This is a genomic window from Pseudooceanicola algae, assembly GCF_003590145.2.
GTDB lineage: Bacteria > Pseudomonadota > Alphaproteobacteria > Rhodobacterales > Rhodobacteraceae > Pseudooceanicola > Pseudooceanicola algae.
Genome location: NZ_CP060436.1, coordinates 423728 through 439633, shown reverse-complemented (window position 1 = coordinate 439633; position 15906 = coordinate 423728). Strand labels below are relative to the sequence as shown.

11 protein-coding genes are annotated in these 15906 nt (G+C 65.6%); 2 read left to right on the top strand and 9 right to left on the bottom strand.

Going from position 1 to position 15906, the window contains the following annotated elements:
* Nucleotides 1–126: 126 nt before the first annotated feature.
* Nucleotides 127–1338, bottom strand: a complete 1212-nt coding sequence (locus tag PSAL_RS02075) for an AGE family epimerase/isomerase (RefSeq protein ID WP_119839721.1) — start codon at nucleotides 1336–1338, stop codon at nucleotides 127–129.
* Nucleotides 1339–1597: 259 nt separating this feature from the next.
* Here PSAL_RS02075 and PSAL_RS02070 point away from each other — a divergent pair, with 259 nt between their 5' ends.
* The gene (locus PSAL_RS02070) at nucleotides 1598–2617 is read left to right on the top strand and encodes an ABC transporter ATP-binding protein (RefSeq protein WP_119839722.1); all 1020 of its coding nucleotides are present in this window, start codon (nucleotides 1598–1600) and stop codon (nucleotides 2615–2617) included.
* A 6-nt stretch (nucleotides 2618–2623) separates the two neighbouring features.
* Here the strand turns inward: PSAL_RS02070 and PSAL_RS02065 are convergent, their stop codons facing one another.
* Complete coding sequence (locus tag PSAL_RS02065; RefSeq protein ID WP_119839723.1) at nucleotides 2624–4327, bottom strand: ABC transporter permease; 1704 nt, start codon at nucleotides 4325–4327, stop codon at nucleotides 2624–2626.
* Nucleotides 4328–4334: 7 nt separating this feature from the next.
* Entirely contained in the window at nucleotides 4335–5315 is a 981-nt protein-coding gene (locus PSAL_RS02060; protein ID WP_119839724.1) for an ABC transporter substrate-binding protein, read from the bottom strand.
* 378 nt (nucleotides 5316–5693) lie between these two features.
* Between PSAL_RS02060 and PSAL_RS02055 the strand changes: the two genes are divergently transcribed.
* The gene (locus tag PSAL_RS02055) at nucleotides 5694–6191 is read left to right on the top strand and encodes a hypothetical protein (protein WP_147407638.1); all 498 of its coding nucleotides are present in this window, start codon (nucleotides 5694–5696) and stop codon (nucleotides 6189–6191) included.
* Nucleotides 6192–6417: 226 nt separating this feature from the next.
* Here the strand turns inward: PSAL_RS02055 and rpoD are convergent, their stop codons facing one another.
* The 6 genes from rpoD to PSAL_RS02025 all read right to left on the bottom strand — a co-directional run bounded on the left by rpoD (nucleotide 6418) and on the right by PSAL_RS02025 (nucleotide 15769).
* On the bottom strand, nucleotides 6418–8397 hold the full coding sequence (rpoD, locus tag PSAL_RS02050; protein WP_119839726.1) for an RNA polymerase sigma factor RpoD: 1980 nt from the start codon (nucleotides 8395–8397) through the stop codon (nucleotides 6418–6420).
* 194 nt (nucleotides 8398–8591) lie between these two features.
* Complete coding sequence (dnaG, locus tag PSAL_RS02045; protein ID WP_119839727.1) at nucleotides 8592–10556, bottom strand: DNA primase; 1965 nt, start codon at nucleotides 10554–10556, stop codon at nucleotides 8592–8594.
* 122 nt (nucleotides 10557–10678) lie between these two features.
* Nucleotides 10679–11233, bottom strand: a complete 555-nt coding sequence (locus PSAL_RS02040) for a sarcosine oxidase subunit gamma (RefSeq protein WP_196222814.1) — start codon at nucleotides 11231–11233, stop codon at nucleotides 10679–10681.
* Entirely contained in the window at nucleotides 11226–14171 is a 2946-nt protein-coding gene (locus tag PSAL_RS02035; protein ID WP_119839729.1) for a sarcosine oxidase subunit alpha family protein, read from the bottom strand. Before PSAL_RS02035 ends, PSAL_RS02040 begins: the two co-directional genes overlap by 8 nt.
* Nucleotides 14168–14446 carry a sarcosine oxidase subunit delta gene (locus PSAL_RS02030; RefSeq protein WP_119839730.1) on the bottom strand — a complete coding sequence of 93 codons (279 nt, stop codon included), beginning with the start codon at nucleotides 14444–14446 and terminating at the stop codon, nucleotides 14168–14170. The genes PSAL_RS02035 and PSAL_RS02030 overlap by 4 nt, the downstream gene beginning before the upstream one ends.
* Nucleotides 14447–14503: 57 nt before the next feature.
* Nucleotides 14504–15769 (bottom strand): sarcosine oxidase subunit beta family protein, encoded by a 1266-nt coding sequence (locus PSAL_RS02025; protein WP_119839731.1) that lies wholly within the window; start codon nucleotides 15767–15769, stop codon nucleotides 14504–14506.
* Between the last annotated feature and the right edge of the window lie 137 nt (nucleotides 15770–15906).

The following is a 15906-nucleotide window of genomic DNA, read 5'->3' as shown; positions in this document are numbered from 1 at the left end:
CCAGCGGTCACGACGGACCTTTTGGCGTTTGGGCCTTTTGACGATTCCGGTCCTGTAGCTCCGGGTCCCCTGCCCGCGCAGTTCAGGGCGCAGCGCCGGACAGGTCCGACGCTGCTGGTTCGCGGATCACTGACCGCGCAACAGGTTCCCGGCGACGGAATTTTCCACCGGCCAGAGCGGCACCAGGCAGGCCTGAAGCGCATGGTAGAGGTCGGGCTTGCCGAAGAAGGGATCCTGCGATGGGCATCCCTTGTCATCCAGTTGCGGGAACCAACCACCGTTCTCATGGTCGATCAGCCGCGTGGCGGCAAAATCCCAGAACCGGCGGTACCAGTCTTCGGCCTGCGGATCGAGGCCGCGCAGCGCATGGGCCGCGCCGATGCCTTCGCAGACCGGCCACCAGTAGCGGTCCCGGACCAGCGGTTTCCCGGCGAAATCGGTCGTATAGACCAGCCCGCCGCCGGTGCTGTCCCAGCCATCGGCAATCGCGCGGGCAAACAGGCCCCGCGCCGCTTCGATCATCCAGTCCTGGGACCCGCCACTGGTACGATACAGCTGAACCAGCAGGCGCACCCATTCCAGCCCATGCCCCGGCGTGACCCCGGCGGGACGGAACATCGGATCCCCGTCATATTCGGTATCCGGGCGCCAGTTGGCATCGAAATGCTCGACCACCCGCCAGTCATGGGCGCGGGCATGGATATTGATCAGCAGCCCCGCGATCCGCTCGGCCTTCTTGAGGTAGGTGACATCGCCCGTGGCCTCGTAGGCCGCCATCAGGGCTTCGGTCATGTGCATGTTGCAGTTCTGGCCGCGATACTCAGGGTAGGGCGCCCAATCGAGCGCGAATTCCTCGGTCACCGCGCCAGCGCTTTCTTCCCAGAACCGGGTGTCGATGACCTCGGTCACGTCCTTCAGCAGGTCGTCGGTGTCATGCCCGGCCAGCCGCGCGGTCGAGGCCGCCAGCAGCGTGAAGGCATGGCCATAGGCCGTCTTGTTGCCTGCCATGGCACCGTCGTTCCGCGCGTTCCAGGCATAGCCGCCCAGCTTGTCGTCGGCGTGGAAATTGCGCAGGAAATCAAGCCCGTGCCCGACGATCACATGGGCGCCGGGGCGGCCCATCAGCTCGGCCAGGGCAAAACAGTGGATCATCCGCGTGGTATCGTGAAGCTGGCGGAACCCGTCGTCCTCGTTTGGCCGGCCCTGGCTGTCGAGCGTAAAGAACCCGCCGTGGGGGTCGATTGCGGTGGCTTCGAACAGGCTCAGAAGGCGGTCGGCCTGATTGCGCAACCAGGCCTGGTGCGGGGCAAGGTCGGTCCATCGGGTGGGGGCGGTCATCGGCGGCTCCGTCTTTGTCGGCTTCAAGGTCCACAAGCCCGGACCATGCTGCGCGACCGCGCCAAGCGCAAGCCCCGGGCGGGGCAAAGAATAGTCCAGCCGCTTACGACCTTAGCCTGCCCGGCGCCCCATCGCCCCCCTCTGCCCCCTGCCAAGTCACCGCCCTGCCCCTGTCGCAAAAACTTCACTTGGCCGCGACTTGCGCGCCTCTGGGCGCGGCCCTATCCCGACCCGAAGGTTCGGCTATGGGAGGCCCCGCATGTCGGTGGATCTGAGCGAGACGGCAAAGCTATTCGCCGGCAAACCGGCGGTGGACGGCATCACCACCCGGATCGAGGCCGGCGAGTTCTTTGTGGTGCTCGGCCCCTCGGGCTGTGGCAAGTCCACGTTGCTGCGGCTGATCGCGGGGCTGGAGCCACTGGATCGCGGCACGATATCCCTTGGCGGCACAGCGGTCTCGGCACCCGGCCTGCATGTCCCGCCCGAGGAACGCGATGTGGCGGTCGTCTTTCAGACCTATGCGCTCTGGCCGCATATGAGCGTGCGGGATAACGTGGCCTTTCCGCTGGAGTGCGACGGGTTGGGGCGGCAGGCGGCACGGACAGGCGCGGACCAGCACCTTAGGACCGTCTCCCTGACCGAGCACGCGGATCGCAAGCCCGCCGACCTGTCGGGCGGCCAGCGTCAGCGCGTCGCCCTGGCCCGCTGTCTTGCCAGCGGATCGGGGCTGGTGCTGATGGACGAACCTCTGGCCAACCTTGACCCGCATCTGCGCAACCGCATGGAAGAAGAGCTTCTGGCCTTTCACAAGGCCTCGGGCGCGACGGTGATCTACATCACCCATGATCAGCGCGAAGCCATGGCGCTGGCCGACCGCATCGCGGTGATGGAGGCCGGGCGTTTCGTGCAGGTCGGCGCGCCCGAAGACATTCATGACCGCCCCGAAACCGCCCATGTGGCGCGCTTCATCGGCCGTGCCGCGCTGCTCGAGGCGCGCCTTGACGGGGCGACGGCCGATCTTGGGCCGATCCGCGTGGCCCTGTCGGGCGGGCCGCGCAAGGGTCCGGGCCAGGTGGTACTGCGCCCCCGCGATCTGGACCTCGGCAGCGGCAACATTCCGGCCTGCGCCGAACAGGTCTTTTACCGCGGGGGCGGCTGGGAAGGCGCGCTGCGTGTGCAAGGTCTGGCCGAGGCGCTGCCGTTTCGCAGCGATGCACGCGTGACAGACGGCGAGACCCTGCAGATCGCCATCAAGCAGGCCTGGGCCCTGCCCGCCTAGACCACCCTAAAGCCGCCAGGGCACCACGCCCGGCGGCAGGCGCCGCCCCAGCCAATCCAGCAACAGCATCAGCAGGACCGTCACCGCCACGGTCACGCTGGCCATGGCTGCGGCCAGCACCGTATATCCGCCGTCTTCGTAGTTGAAGATCACGGTGCCGATGGTCTCGTTCCCCGTCGACCAGAGCAACGCCGAGACCGTCACCTCGTTATAGGCGGTCAGGAAGACAAGGATTGCCCCGGACCCGGCCGCCGGGGCAAGCAGCGGCAGGATGATCCGCCACAGTCGGCGCCCGAAGCGCGCGCCCGACACGCGGGCGGCGTCCTCGATCCCCGGATCAAGCTGGCCATAGGCCGCCGCCACGGGCTTGAGCGCGACCGAGAAGAAGGCGGTCAGGTAGGCAAGGCAGATGATCGCCAGCGTATTGTACAGCGACAGACCGGTGAAGGGGATCGGGCGGATGAAGGCCAGGATGAAGGCGATGGAGATCACCAGCCCGGGGATCGCATAGGCGATTTCGGCCAGCACGAAGATCCCACCGGCCGTGCGGCGTGGCCCCCGCCCGCGACGCCCCGCCTGATGCGCCAGCAGCACCGACAGCCCGGCCAACAACAGCCCCGCCAGCCCCGCTGCCATGGCCGAATTGGCAAAGGCCCGCAGGGTCACCGACTGACGCAGCAGCACTTCGCCGAAATTCGCCAGGGTCGCGGTATCGAATGTCAGGCGCACACCATAGGTCGGCACCAGCGCGGTCGAGATCAGGGCGGCAAGCGGCAGCGCCAGCGTCATCAGCATGTAGACCACCAGCGCCCCGGCCACCGGTCCGCGCCAGGCCCCGAGCCGGATCAGCATCGGCGCCTGGGCCAGCCCGATCAACCCCGAGCGCAGGCGCCGTTGCAGCCGCCCCTGCAGCCAGATCGCCACCACCGCCACCAGCGCCAGCAGCATCGAGATCATCGCCACATCGCCCAGCACGCCCGGCCCGAAGCTTGCCAGCCGTCGCCAGATCAGCACGGGCAGCGTGGTATAGCGCGCCGGTATCCCCAGCAGCGCCGGAATGCCGAAATTCCCGAGCGCCGAGATGAAGGCCAGCGTGAACCCCGCCAGCAGCGCCGGCGCCAGCAACGGCAAGAGGATGCGCGCCAGCAACCGGTTGGGCCGCGCACCGGCAAGGCGGGCGGCTTCGGTCAGTTCGCGCGGCAGGCCACGCAGGGCCGAGAGCACCACCAGAAAGACCAGCGGCGCATGTTGCAGGGTCAGCAGCAGGATCACCCCCGCCCCGGAATACAGCGGATGGGTCGATCCCGGCTCGGGCGCGATGCCGAGCGCCAGCAGGATCGGCGAGGCGGGCCCAAGCGCCTGGATCCAGGCGATGGCCGTCACATGCGGCGGGATCATCATCGGCAGCAGCAACACGAAGACCTGTGCGCCCTTGCGCCGCAGATCCGTCAACCCGATGGCCAGCGCCAGCGCCGTGCCGATCACCAGTGCCCCGGCCCCCGAAAGGCTGGCGCTGACCAGTGACCGCCACAGCGCCCTGCGCACTGCATCGGATTCCAGCGCCCCGGCCAGCGGCGCAAGGCTGGGCACCCCGTCCGGGGCCAGCCCGAGTCGGAACAACAACCCCAGCGGCATGACGAACAGCAGGAGCGCGAAAAGGCAAAGCGCGGCGAGGGATATTCCCTCGCCGCGCAGGGCATTGCGGATCATTCCGGGGTCAGCCGCCGAAGATGTCCATGAACCGCTGCTTGTTGGCCATGTCGTTCTTCAGGGCCTTCGCGGGATCGAATTCCATCAGGTGGATCTGGTCGCGCGCCGGAAAGCCTTCGGGCGCCGCGACACCGGGGTGTGCGGGCAGATAACCCATGTCCGACGCCAGTTCCTGACCTTCGGTCGAGATCAGGAAATCGACAAAGGCCCGGGCTGCATCGGGGTTCTGGGCGGTCGACAGGATCGCGACGGGTTCTGACACGGCCGAGACGCCTTCTTCGGGGAAGACGAAACGCACCGGCGCACCCTTGACCGCTTCGCGGATCGGCAGGAAGTCGACGACGAAACCATAAAGCTTTTCACCGCCGGCAATTGCCTTGTAAGTGCCGCCATTGCCGCCCTGCGGGTTGGCGCCCTGATCGGCCAGCGCTTCGTAGAAGTCCCAGCCGAGCGTCGGGTTGGAGGTCAGCGCATCCATGTGGATCGTTGCGGCCCCCGAGGTCAGCGGCGAAGGCATGGCAATCTTGCCCTTGGCTTCTTCGCTCAGCAGATCCCTGTATGAGGTCGGCTGCATCGGCGCGGCGGTGTTGTAGATGATACCCGTGGTGATCAGCTTGGTGGCGAACCAATAGCCTTCGGGGTCCATCACGCCGCTCTCATAGGCCGAGGTATCCGCGCCCGGATAGGCCATCAGCCGGTCTTCGGACTTCAGGCTTTCCATGGTGACGCTGTCGGCGATCAGCAGCACGTCGGGCTGCGGCGCGCCGGCCTGGAATTCAGCGGCCAGCTTGGCCATGACCTGTGTCGTGCCGTCGCGCACCCAGTCCACCGTGACATCGGGATAGGCGGCCATGAAGGCATCCACGGTCTTCTGCGCGTCCTCGTTGGGCTGCGAGGTGTAAAGGACCAGCTTGCCGCTGACATCCTGCGCGTGAACCGAAACGGCGCCCAGAAGGGTGGCGGCGGCAAAGGCGAACAAGGTCTTCATGAAGGGTACTCCTGAGGGGGCGACCGGGGCGCGGCCCGGCTTCTTGGGCGCTAGGTATCAAGAGCGCATGACACTTCCTTGACAGACGGGCCGCGAAAGGACCCGGTATGGGGTGCGGTGGCAGCGAAAGGCCGAAATACCCAAGGTCCGGGCAACGCGGGGCTCTCGCGGTCGCCTCAATTGTCGGGGCATTCCCGATTGCATTAACCGCGGGCTCAGAATTTTCGGTCACGGTCCCTTATCCGCTCTGGGCAGGCCATGACCCGCGGCCCGGAATGCGGCTGCCTGCCTAATGACAGGACAAACGGCCCCTTTTCACGGGGCGGACCCTGGGAAATGGGGCCATTGGGATGGGTCACGGATCGGTATGGGGCACAGATGGGAAAGAACGACGCGATGATGATGCACCGAGTTTTCGGCGGGTTGACCGCCCTCACCCTGACCTTGCTGGCCAGTGCGGCCATCGCCTGTCCTGATGTCGAAGAGGACGGAGAGGACCTCTACTACAGTTCCGATGACCTGTGGAACGCAGTTGCCTTCGCTGTCATCGCCGGGGGGGACCAGGACCTCGATCGATGCGATTTCAATGGCCCCTTCACCACCGGCCATGTCGCCGCCCCCCCGGATTTCGAACTGCACTACCGGAAGACGCGGGATTTCGACCTGCGCTTCACCGCCGTGGGCGACTGCGACACGGTGCTGCTGATCAATACCGGGGCGGGCAATTGGTTCTTCGACGATGACGATGGCCAATACGATGCCCAGATCCACCTGACCAACCCGTCGGATGGGCTTTATGACATCTGGATCGGCACCTACGAGAACCGCAATTGCGAGGCCACCCTGACGATCGAGACATTCCCGGAGGATAGCTAGACCAGGGTGTCTTCGGGTGCTCCCGGGCAACTCGCGTGCTTCGGTGGAAAGGGAGCGGCAATCTTTTCAGAGGCGCCTGCACCGAGACGTGCAACACCCCCACGTTTGCCGCGGCCAACCCTGGACTGCGCAGCCGTCACGTCTGGCCAGAGGCATCAAAAAAGGCCGCCCTGATCGGGGCGGCCTTCTTGTTCGGTGCATGACGTCGGCCTGAGAACCCGTTCGACTATTGGTCGAGGAAGCTGCGCAGCTTGCGGCTGCGGCTGGGATGCTTGAGCTTGCGTAGCGCCTTGGCTTCGATCTGACGGATCCGTTCGCGGGTGACCGAGAACTGCTGCCCGACTTCTTCCAGCGTGTGATCGGTATTCATGCCGATGCCGAAACGCATCCGCAGAACCCGTTCCTCGCGCGGGGTAAGGCTTGCCAGAACGCGGGTCGTGGTTTCCTTCAGATTTTCCTGAATGGCGGAATCCAGCGGCAGGATCGCGTTCTTGTCCTCGATGAAATCGCCCAACTGGCTGTCTTCCTCGTCCCCGATCGGGGTCTCGAGGCTGATCGGCTCCTTGGCGATCTTCATCACCTTGCGGACCTTTTCCAGCGGCATTTGCAGCTTTTCGGCCAGCTCTTCCGGGGTCGGCTCGCGACCGATCTCGTGCAGCATCTGGCGCCCGGTACGGACCAGCTTGTTGATCGTCTCGATCATGTGGACCGGGATCCGGATCGTGCGCGCCTGATCCGCGATGGACCGGGTGATGGCCTGGCGGATCCACCAGGTCGCATAGGTGCTGAACTTGTAACCGCGGCGGTACTCGAACTTGTCCACGGCCTTCATCAGGCCGATGTTGCCTTCCTGGATAAGATCAAGGAATTGCAGACCGCGGTTCGTGTATTTCTTGGCGATGGAGATGACGAGGCGCAGGTTGGCTTCGACCATTTCCTTCTTGGCCTGCCGGGCTTCTTTCTCGCCCTTCTGGACCTGCTGCACGATGCGGCGGAATTCCGAGATGTCGAGACCGACATATTGCCCGACCTGGGCCATGTCGGAGCGCAGTTCCTCGACCTTGTCCGAAGAGCGTTCGATGAACATCTGCCAGCCACGACCCGGCTTTTGCGACATCCGGTCCATCCAGTTCGGATCAAGCTCGTGACCGCGATATTCCTCGACGAATTCCCGGCGGTTGATACGGGCCTGGTCGGCCAGTTTCACCATCGCGCTGTCGATCTGCATGATGCGGCGGTTGATGCCGTAAAGCTGGTCGATCAGTGCTTCGATCCGGTTGTTGTGCAGGTGCAGTTCGTTGACCAGCAGCACGATCTCGGAGCGCAGCTTCTGATACTGCGCCTCCTCGTCGGAATTGAAAGAACCGTCTTCGTTCAGCGTGGCGCTGATCCGGTTGTCCTGCATTTCCGACAGGGTTTCGTAATCGTCCGCGATCCGGTCGAGGGTTTCCAGCACACGGGGCTTCAGCGCCGCTTCCATGGCCGCAAGGGACATGTTCTGCTGATCGTCCTCGTCGTCATCGTCATCGGTCGCGATGGGATTGCCGTCGGCGTCAAGCTCGGGACCGGCTTCGGTCTTGGCCTGCGCGGGCTTCACGGCCGTCGTATCGACAGCCGGTTCTTCGCCCTCTTCGTCGCCAAGCGTGTTGCCGAAGGTTGTTTCAAGGTCGATCACATCGCGCAGAAGAATGTCTTCGGACAGAAGTTCGTCGCGCCAGATGGTGATCGCCTGGAAGGTCAGCGGGCTTTCGCACAGGCCCGCGATCATAGTGTTGCGCCCGGCCTCGATCCGCTTGGCGATGGCAATCTCGCCCTCGCGGCTCAGCAGTTCGACGCTGCCCATTTCGCGCAGGTACATCCGCACCGGGTCGTCCGTCCGATCCAGCTTTTCCGAGCCCGAGCCACCGATAGTGACTTCGCGGTTCTGGTTCGTCGTGGTGACGGCGGTGTTCTTGCCCTCTTCTTCTTCGGCCTCTTCATCTTCGATGATGTTGATGCCCATTTCGGACAGCATCGACATGACGTCTTCGATCTGTTCCGAGGAAACCTGATCCGGGGGCAGGACCTGATTCAGCTGGTCGTAGGTGATGAACCCCTTCTCGCGCGCCTCGGCGATCATCTTCTTGACCTGAGCCTGGCTCATGTCGAGAGAGACTTCCGCCTCCTGCTCTTCCATCTGGGCTTCGTCGTTGTCCTTGGCGGCCATGGCGATACTCCTAGGCAATGGGTCCGGGGCGGGGCGCCGGACGGCAGGTCCGGTACACAGCAGATGATTCGTTAAGTGATTCGCCTGAGCGAATCATCCGACATGCGATTCGGTTGGTCCGAATCAATATCGCGTTTGCGCGATTCGCACACCCGTTTACCCTGAATTTCTTGAGGAACCCTGTTCTTTTCAAATCAACGTTGCGGTTTCTGATAGCGAATCGACTGAAGCAACGCATCGAGGGCAGTTCGTTCCTCGCGATTGATTCGCGCGCCGTTCTCGCCAAGATCATATTCCGCACGATCCTCGTTGTTGCTGCGGCTGGCATTGCTGCGCGCCTGCGCCGCCTGACCAAGCCGCCATGTCATCGCCTCGTCCTCCGCACCAAGGATGTCTTCCTCGGCCTCGGCGATCTCGGCCCGTAGGGCCCGGTCCGAATGCAGCTTGGCAAGTTCCTCGGCCACGGTCATGCGGGCCCGCTCCTCGTCTCCCGGAAAACGTACCGGAGGACACAAGGCCACATGGGTTCGCGCCAGCAGTTCGTCAAGGGCTGCCGCGCCGAGCCGGGCGGTGATTTCGCCGCGCAGGGCCTCGGCCCCCTGCCCGGCATGGGTCAGGATCGCATCGCGAAGGGCGGCATGATCGGCCTCGCGGCACGCAAGGCGTTCGATCCCGCTTTCGAAATCCGCCGCCACGGCCGGGGTGACGATCAGCGTGGCCAGGATCACCGCTTCGCGCAGGCTGTCCAGATGCACGCCGTCTTCGGAGGCCAGAAGGGAGTTCTTCGTCGTGTCCTGCGGTACCGCCGGCGGCTGCCAGCGCGGGCTGCCGGGCCGATAGGGCGCGCGCGCGCCAGCCTGCCCCGGCTTGCGCACCGGGCGGAACAGTTCGCGCGTCTTTTCACGCAACGCCTGATCATAGTGGTACCGCAGCCCTTCGTCGGGGATCTGCCGGGTCGCGGCGCGCAGGGCCGCATCCAGCGCCGCGCGACGATCCGGGCTGTCGAAACGCTTGCCGCCGGTTTCCCGCAGCCACAGAAGCTCGGCCAGCGACAGCGCCTCGTCGATCAGCTTCTGCATCGCGCCCGGCCCCTTGGCCTTCAGCAGTTCGTCGGGGTCCTGACCATCGGCCAGCAACACGAAACGGACCGAGCGGCCGACCTGAAGCTTTGGCAGCGCCAGGTCGATGACCTTCTGCGCTGCCCGCAGACCCGCCTTGTCGCCATCCATGGCAAAAACCGGTTCCGGCGTGATCCGCCACAGCATGTCGAGCTGGTGTTCCGTCACGGCCGTCCCCAGCGGCGCGACGGCCCCGGTGAACCCGGCCTCGGCCAAGGCAATCACATCCATGTAGCCCTCGGCCACGATCAGCGGCTGGCCCTTGCCGACCGCCTCGCGCGCGGGACCGTGGTTGTAAAGGGTACGCCCCTTGTCGAACAACTGGGTTTCCGGCGAGTTCAGGTATTTCGCGTTGTCATCGGGGTCCATCGCCCGGCCACCGAAGGCGATGCAGCGCCCACGGGTATCGCGGATCGGGAACATGATCCGGTTGCGGAAAGTGTCATAGGGCTTGCCACCCTTGCTGGACGGCTTGGCCAGCCCGCAGGCCAGCAGGTCGTCCGGCGCATTGCCCTTGTTGATCAGATGATCCCAAAGCGCTTGCCAGGCCCCCGGCGCAAAGCCCAGATCCCAGCGTTGGATCGCCGCCTCGTCCAATCCGCGATGGGTCAGGTAATCCCGCGACATCTTTCCGGCGCCGCCGCGCAGGGAGAGGCCGAAGTAGTTCACCGCCTGCTCCATGATCTCGGTCAGCGAGGCGCGCTTTTCCGCCTTCTTGGCGGCCTGGGGGTCGCGCGCGGGCATCTGCATGCCGGCCTCGCGCGCCAGGATCTCGATCGCTTCCATGAACTCGACGTTCTCGGTCTTGCGCACGAAGGAAATCGCATCGCCTTTCTCGTGGCAACCAAAGCAGTAATAGAACCCCTTGCGGTCATCGACATGAAAGCTGGCGGTCTTTTCCTGATGGAAGGGACATGGTGCCCACAGGTCGCCCTTGCCCGGCTGCGACTTGCGCTGATCCCACATGAGCTTGCGCCCCGCCACCTGCGCCAGCGAGATACGGTTGTGCAATTCATCCATGAACGAGGGGTCGAGCTTCATAGGCCAAATATCTGCCCTCGCAGCGCCCGAGTCCAGAGCACCATTGCGCCGCCGCGATCAATTCGGCGGCCCCAAGCGGAGAGGCGCGCCCGGCCTGGGCGTCGGTCAGGCCGGGGCGCGGATCAAGCGGAAGGCCGGGCCGCAACCATGGTCAGTGTCGCGCGCAGTTCGGACAGCAGGGTCTGGCCCATGGAGCGGAAGACCATCAGGCGGAACCCGTCCTCGGACACCCGCGTCACGCTGGCCATCATGTGCCGGATCTCGCTGCGCGCCGTGGCGCCGGGAACAAAGCGGGCGGCCCGCAGATCCAGCGGGCAGAGCCGGGCCAGCACATCGCGCGCCTTTGGCCCCTCGATCAGGACCGTGGCCCAGGCGTCGGATTGATCGGTCATTGCAGCCAGTTGCGCCAGCGGCGCAGGGTCCGCGCCGATCAGCAGGTAGTGACGATGCCCGAACCATTTGATCTCTGCCGTCCCGTTGCGCGCCGAGCGCCCCGACTCCGGCAATGCCAGCCCATAGACCCGCTGCAGGGCCTCCGCCAGGTCGCCCACTTGCCTCCCCGCCATCAGCGAGGTCAGCCGCGCCATCGGCAGCACCGTGATCGCGGTGCCGGCCAGCCGCGCCGCCTCGCCTTGCGGCAGGGCATTCTGGGCGCTCAGGATCAGGGGATCAGCCACGGGCGCGGTCTCCTTCCGGGTCAAGGAACACGGGATCGCACACCTCGCAGAGCGCGACGACGCCGCGCAGATGATCCACCATGCGCAGGGTTTCGCCATGCCGGTCCGGCCCGTTCGCAAGAAACCCGAGGGCAAGGGTGCTTTGCAGCGTCGGGGAAAACCCGGCCGAGGTGATGTACCCTTGGGCATTTTGGCGCTGCGGCGCGGCGTCTTCTTCGAACAGGAAGGCCCCGGCGGTCATCTGCTTGACCGTTCCGACCGGCCGCAGCCCGACAAGCTGTTCGCGTTCGCCATCTATCAGACCGGGGCGGGAGGCAGCAGCCTGACCGATAAAGGGTTTGGCTTGTGACATCATCCGCTGCAGGCCAAGGTCGAAGGCTGTGGTGCGGCCATGCAGTTCGGCATGGGTCAGCAGGCCCTTTTCCAGCCGCAGGATGTTCAGCGCCTCCATCCCGTAGGCCCCGCCGTCCAGCGCCTCGGCCCGCGCGACCAACTGGCGGAACAGGCTTTCGCCATAGCGCGCCGGGACCGCGATTTCATAGGCCAGTTCCCCCGAGAAGGAGATCCGGAACAACCGCCCCCCGACCCCGCCGACCTCCACCGCACCGCAGGCCATGAAGGGGAAGGCCGCCGGCGACAGGTCCATGCCCAGCAGGTCCTGCAACAGGGCGCGCGATTGCGGCCCGGCAACGGCGAATTGCGCCCATTGTTCGGTGACCGAGGCCAGGTGCACGTCCCAGTCGGGCCGCAGCACCTGGGCCGCGAATTCGAGGTGCAGCATCACCTGCCCGGCGGCGGCGGTTGTCGTGGTCATGACATAGTGATCCGGCCCCAGCCGCGCCGTGGTGCCATCGTCCATGACATGGCCATCTTCGCGCAACATCAGGCCATAGCGCACCCGGCCCTGCTTCAGCGTCGAAAACCGGTTGGTATAGACGAAGTCGAGGAACCGCGCCGCATCCCGCCCCTGAATGTCGATCTTGCCCAGGGTCGAGACATCGCAGATGCCGACATGGTTGCGCACCATCAGGACCTCTCGGTCGCAGGCCTGGCGCCAGGTGACTTCGCCCGCGCGGGGGAAGTATCCGGGGCGATACCACAGCCCCGCCTCGATCATCGGGGCGTTCATGGTGACCGAGGCATCGTGACTGGTGGTGAATCGCTGCGGGGCAAAGCCGGTCCCGCGCCCCCCTGCCCCCATCGCCGCAATGGGTACGGGCACGAAGGGTGGGCGATAGGTGGTCGTCCCGGTCTGCGGCAGGTCGCGCCCGGTGGCATCGGCCAGCACCGCAAGCGCGCCGATATTCGACGTCTTGCCCTGATCGGGGGCCATGCCCTGGGTGGTATAGCGCTTCATGTGCTCGACCGAGCGGAAATTTTCCGTCGCCGCGCCGCGCACGTCCTTCACGGTCACGTCGTTCTGCAGATCCAGCCATGCGCGCCCCGGTTTGCGCCCGCGCCCCGGCACCTGCCAGAGCGGGGTGATGCTATACCCGCGCTGTTCGGCCTCCGGCAGCGAGGGGTCCGGCGCCTTAAGCCCAAGGTCGCGCAGCGCCACGCAGGCCTGCTCTGCCCCCGACGCCAGGCAATCGGCGGTCGAAAAGACCCCCGCCGCCGCCCCGGCCGGGAACAGGCCCGGTACCGCACCCGGTTGGGCCAAAAAAGCAGCAAGGGTTTCATCCCAGACGGGCCGCCCATTCAGGTGACAGGTCAGATGGATCGACGGGTTCCAGCCCCCCGACAGCGCAAGGCAATCGCATTGCAGCTTGTGTTCCCGGCCCGAGGCCTCTCGGATCGCCACCGCTTCGACCTTGGTATGCCCGAAGACTGCCGAAACGACCGCACCCGCGTGGAAGGGCACCGGCAGATCGGTCACGGCCTCGGGCCGGGCATCGACAAGGGCGGCCACATGCACCCCGGCGGCAAGCAGGTCGCGGGCGGTGCGATGCGCATCATCATTGTTGCCAAAGACCGTCACTGCACGCCCCGGCGCGACCGCATAGCGGTTCACATAGGCGCGCAGGGCCCCGGCCAGCATGACGCCGGGGCGGTCGTTGTTGGTCAGGGCGATCGGGCGCTCGATGGCCCCCGCCGCCAGGATCGTGCGCCGGGCCTGAATGCGCCAGAAACAATCGACTGGCGCCAGCGGGGCACGGGGGGCGTGGCGCGAGACCCGCTCCAACGCCCCAAAGGTGCCGCCGTCGTAAACGCCGGTCACGGTGGTGCGGGTCATGAGGCGGACGTTGTCCATGGCGCGCAGGGCCGCGACCATGCGCGCCACCCAGGCCAGCGCCGGGGCGCCGTCGATCTGTTCGACCTCGGCCAGCAAGCGACCACCCGGGCGCGCATCCTCGTCGCAAAGGATGACATCCGCCCCGGCCTGCGCCGCCGTCCAGGCCGCCATCAACCCGGACGGCCCCGCCCCGATCACCAGCAGATCGCAATGGGCAAAGGCCTTTTCGTTGGGATCCGGGTCATGCGCGCCCGACAGCGCCCCCAGCCCCGCTGCCCGGCGGATCAGCGGCTCATACAGCTTTTCCCAGGCCTTTTTGGGCCACATGAAGGTCTTGTAGTAAAATCCAGCACCTAGGAAATCGGCGGCAAGGTCATTGATCTCCATCACGTCGAAGGCAACCGAAGGCCAGGCGTTCTGACCGAAGGCTTCCAGCCCGGTGTGGATCTCCTGCATCGTGGCACGGACATTTGGCTCTGCCGCAGCGCCGCGCCCGATGGTCACGAGGGCATTGGGTTCTTCACTGCCGGCGGAAAACACGCCGCGCGGGCGGTGGTACTTGAAACTGCGCGCCAGCACGCCCACCCCGTTCGCCATCAGCGCCGAGGCCAGCGTATCCCCCGCAAGGCCGGTATAATCGCGCCCCTCGAACCGGAAGGTGACCGGGGCGTCGCGGTCGATCAGCCCACCCGACGACAGCCTCATGCCGGAGTCTCCACTGCCAGGGTGACGGAATGGACCTCATGGGTGCGGGTGTCGCGGGTGACGACAAGGAAAGCCGCGCAGCCCATCTCATGGGACCAGTATTCGCGCGACAGGCCCGCCGGATTGTCGCGCAGATGCAGATAGCCGTGCCAATCCTTCGACCATTCCTCCGCCGGGGTGTCGCCGCTTGCGGCCTCGGGCCGTGCCAGAACGGCCCCGCGAAAGGTGAATTCGCGCAGGTCGCGGGACCCGCAATGGGGACAGGTCAGACGCATTCGGGGGCCCTTGTTCCATCGTTTTCCAGCAGGATCATACGGTATCCCTTTCCGGCTTCAGTGCAGGTTGTGCTGCGCGCCGGTCCCTTCTTCGTCCATCAGTCCATGACCGTCGCGGAACCGGTCCAGCCGCAGCTTTGCGGCGCTGTCGTGGGGGCGGTCGGTGGCAATCAGATGCGCCAGCGCGAACCCCGATCCCGGCACCGCCTTGAAGCCGCCGTAGCACCAGCCGCAATCAAGGTAGAGCCCCTCGATCCCCGACTTGTCGATGATCGGCGAACCATCCGGCGTCATGTCCATGATCCCGCCCCAGGACCGCAATACCCGAGCCTTTCCGATCATCGGCATCAGGGTCATAGCGGCCTCCATCACATGCTCCTGCATCGGCAGGTTGCCGCGCTGTGCATAGGAGGGATAGAAATCGAGATCGCCGCCAAAGACCAGTCCGCCCTTGTCGGACTGGCTGATGTAGAAATGGCCCATGCCGAAGCTGACAACGTGGTCGATCACCGGCTTCACCCCTTCGGTCACGAAGGCCTGCAACACATGGCTTTCGATCGGCAGGCGCAGACCGGCCATGGCCGCCACCTGCCCGGATCGTCCGGCGGTCACGATCGCCACCTTGCGGGCGCGGATCGCGCCCCGGCTGGTCTGCACACCGGTGACCCGGCCGGCCTCGGTATCGATGCCGGTGACTTCGCAATTCTGGATCAGATCGACGCCCCGGTCCGAAGCCCCACGGGCATAGCCCCAGGCCACCGCGTCATGACGCGCGGTGCCGCCGCGCCGGTGCAGCAGCCCACCGTGGATCGGAAAGCGCGCCTGATCGAAATCGAGATAGGGCAGATGCCGCCGCACCCCGTCGCGGTCCAGCAACTCGGCATCGTCGCCCTGGTTCACCATGGCATTGCCACGCCGGCAGAAGGCGTCACGCTGACCATCGGAATGGAACAGGTTGATCAGCCCCCGCTGGCTGTGCATGACGTTGTAATTCAACGTCTGTTCCAGCCCTTCCCAAAGCTTCAGGGAATGGGAATAGAATTCGGAATTGCCCGGCAGAAAGTAATTGGCCCGCACGATGGTCGTGTTGCGCCCGACATTGCCGCCGCCGAGATAGCCCTTTTCCAGCACCGCGACGTTCTTCAGCCCATGTGCCTGCGCCAGGTAAAAGGCCGTCGCCAGCCCGTGCCCACCCCCGCCGATGATCACGATGTCATAGGCCGGTTTCGGCGCCGGATCGCGCCACTGCGGCGCCCAGCCCCGATTGCCGGAGACCCCTTCCTTCAGGACCCGAAGACCGGAAAATCGCCCGAGTCCCGCCATGCGCTGCTCCTTCTTGCCGACCAGGACTCCGCATCCCGCGCAGCCCCTGCCCGGCGCCTGTTCTCATCCGGAGCAAAGCAACATGGCGCCGCAGAGGCAATCCATGGAATGCAAATGCCGTAAATTTAATCGACATG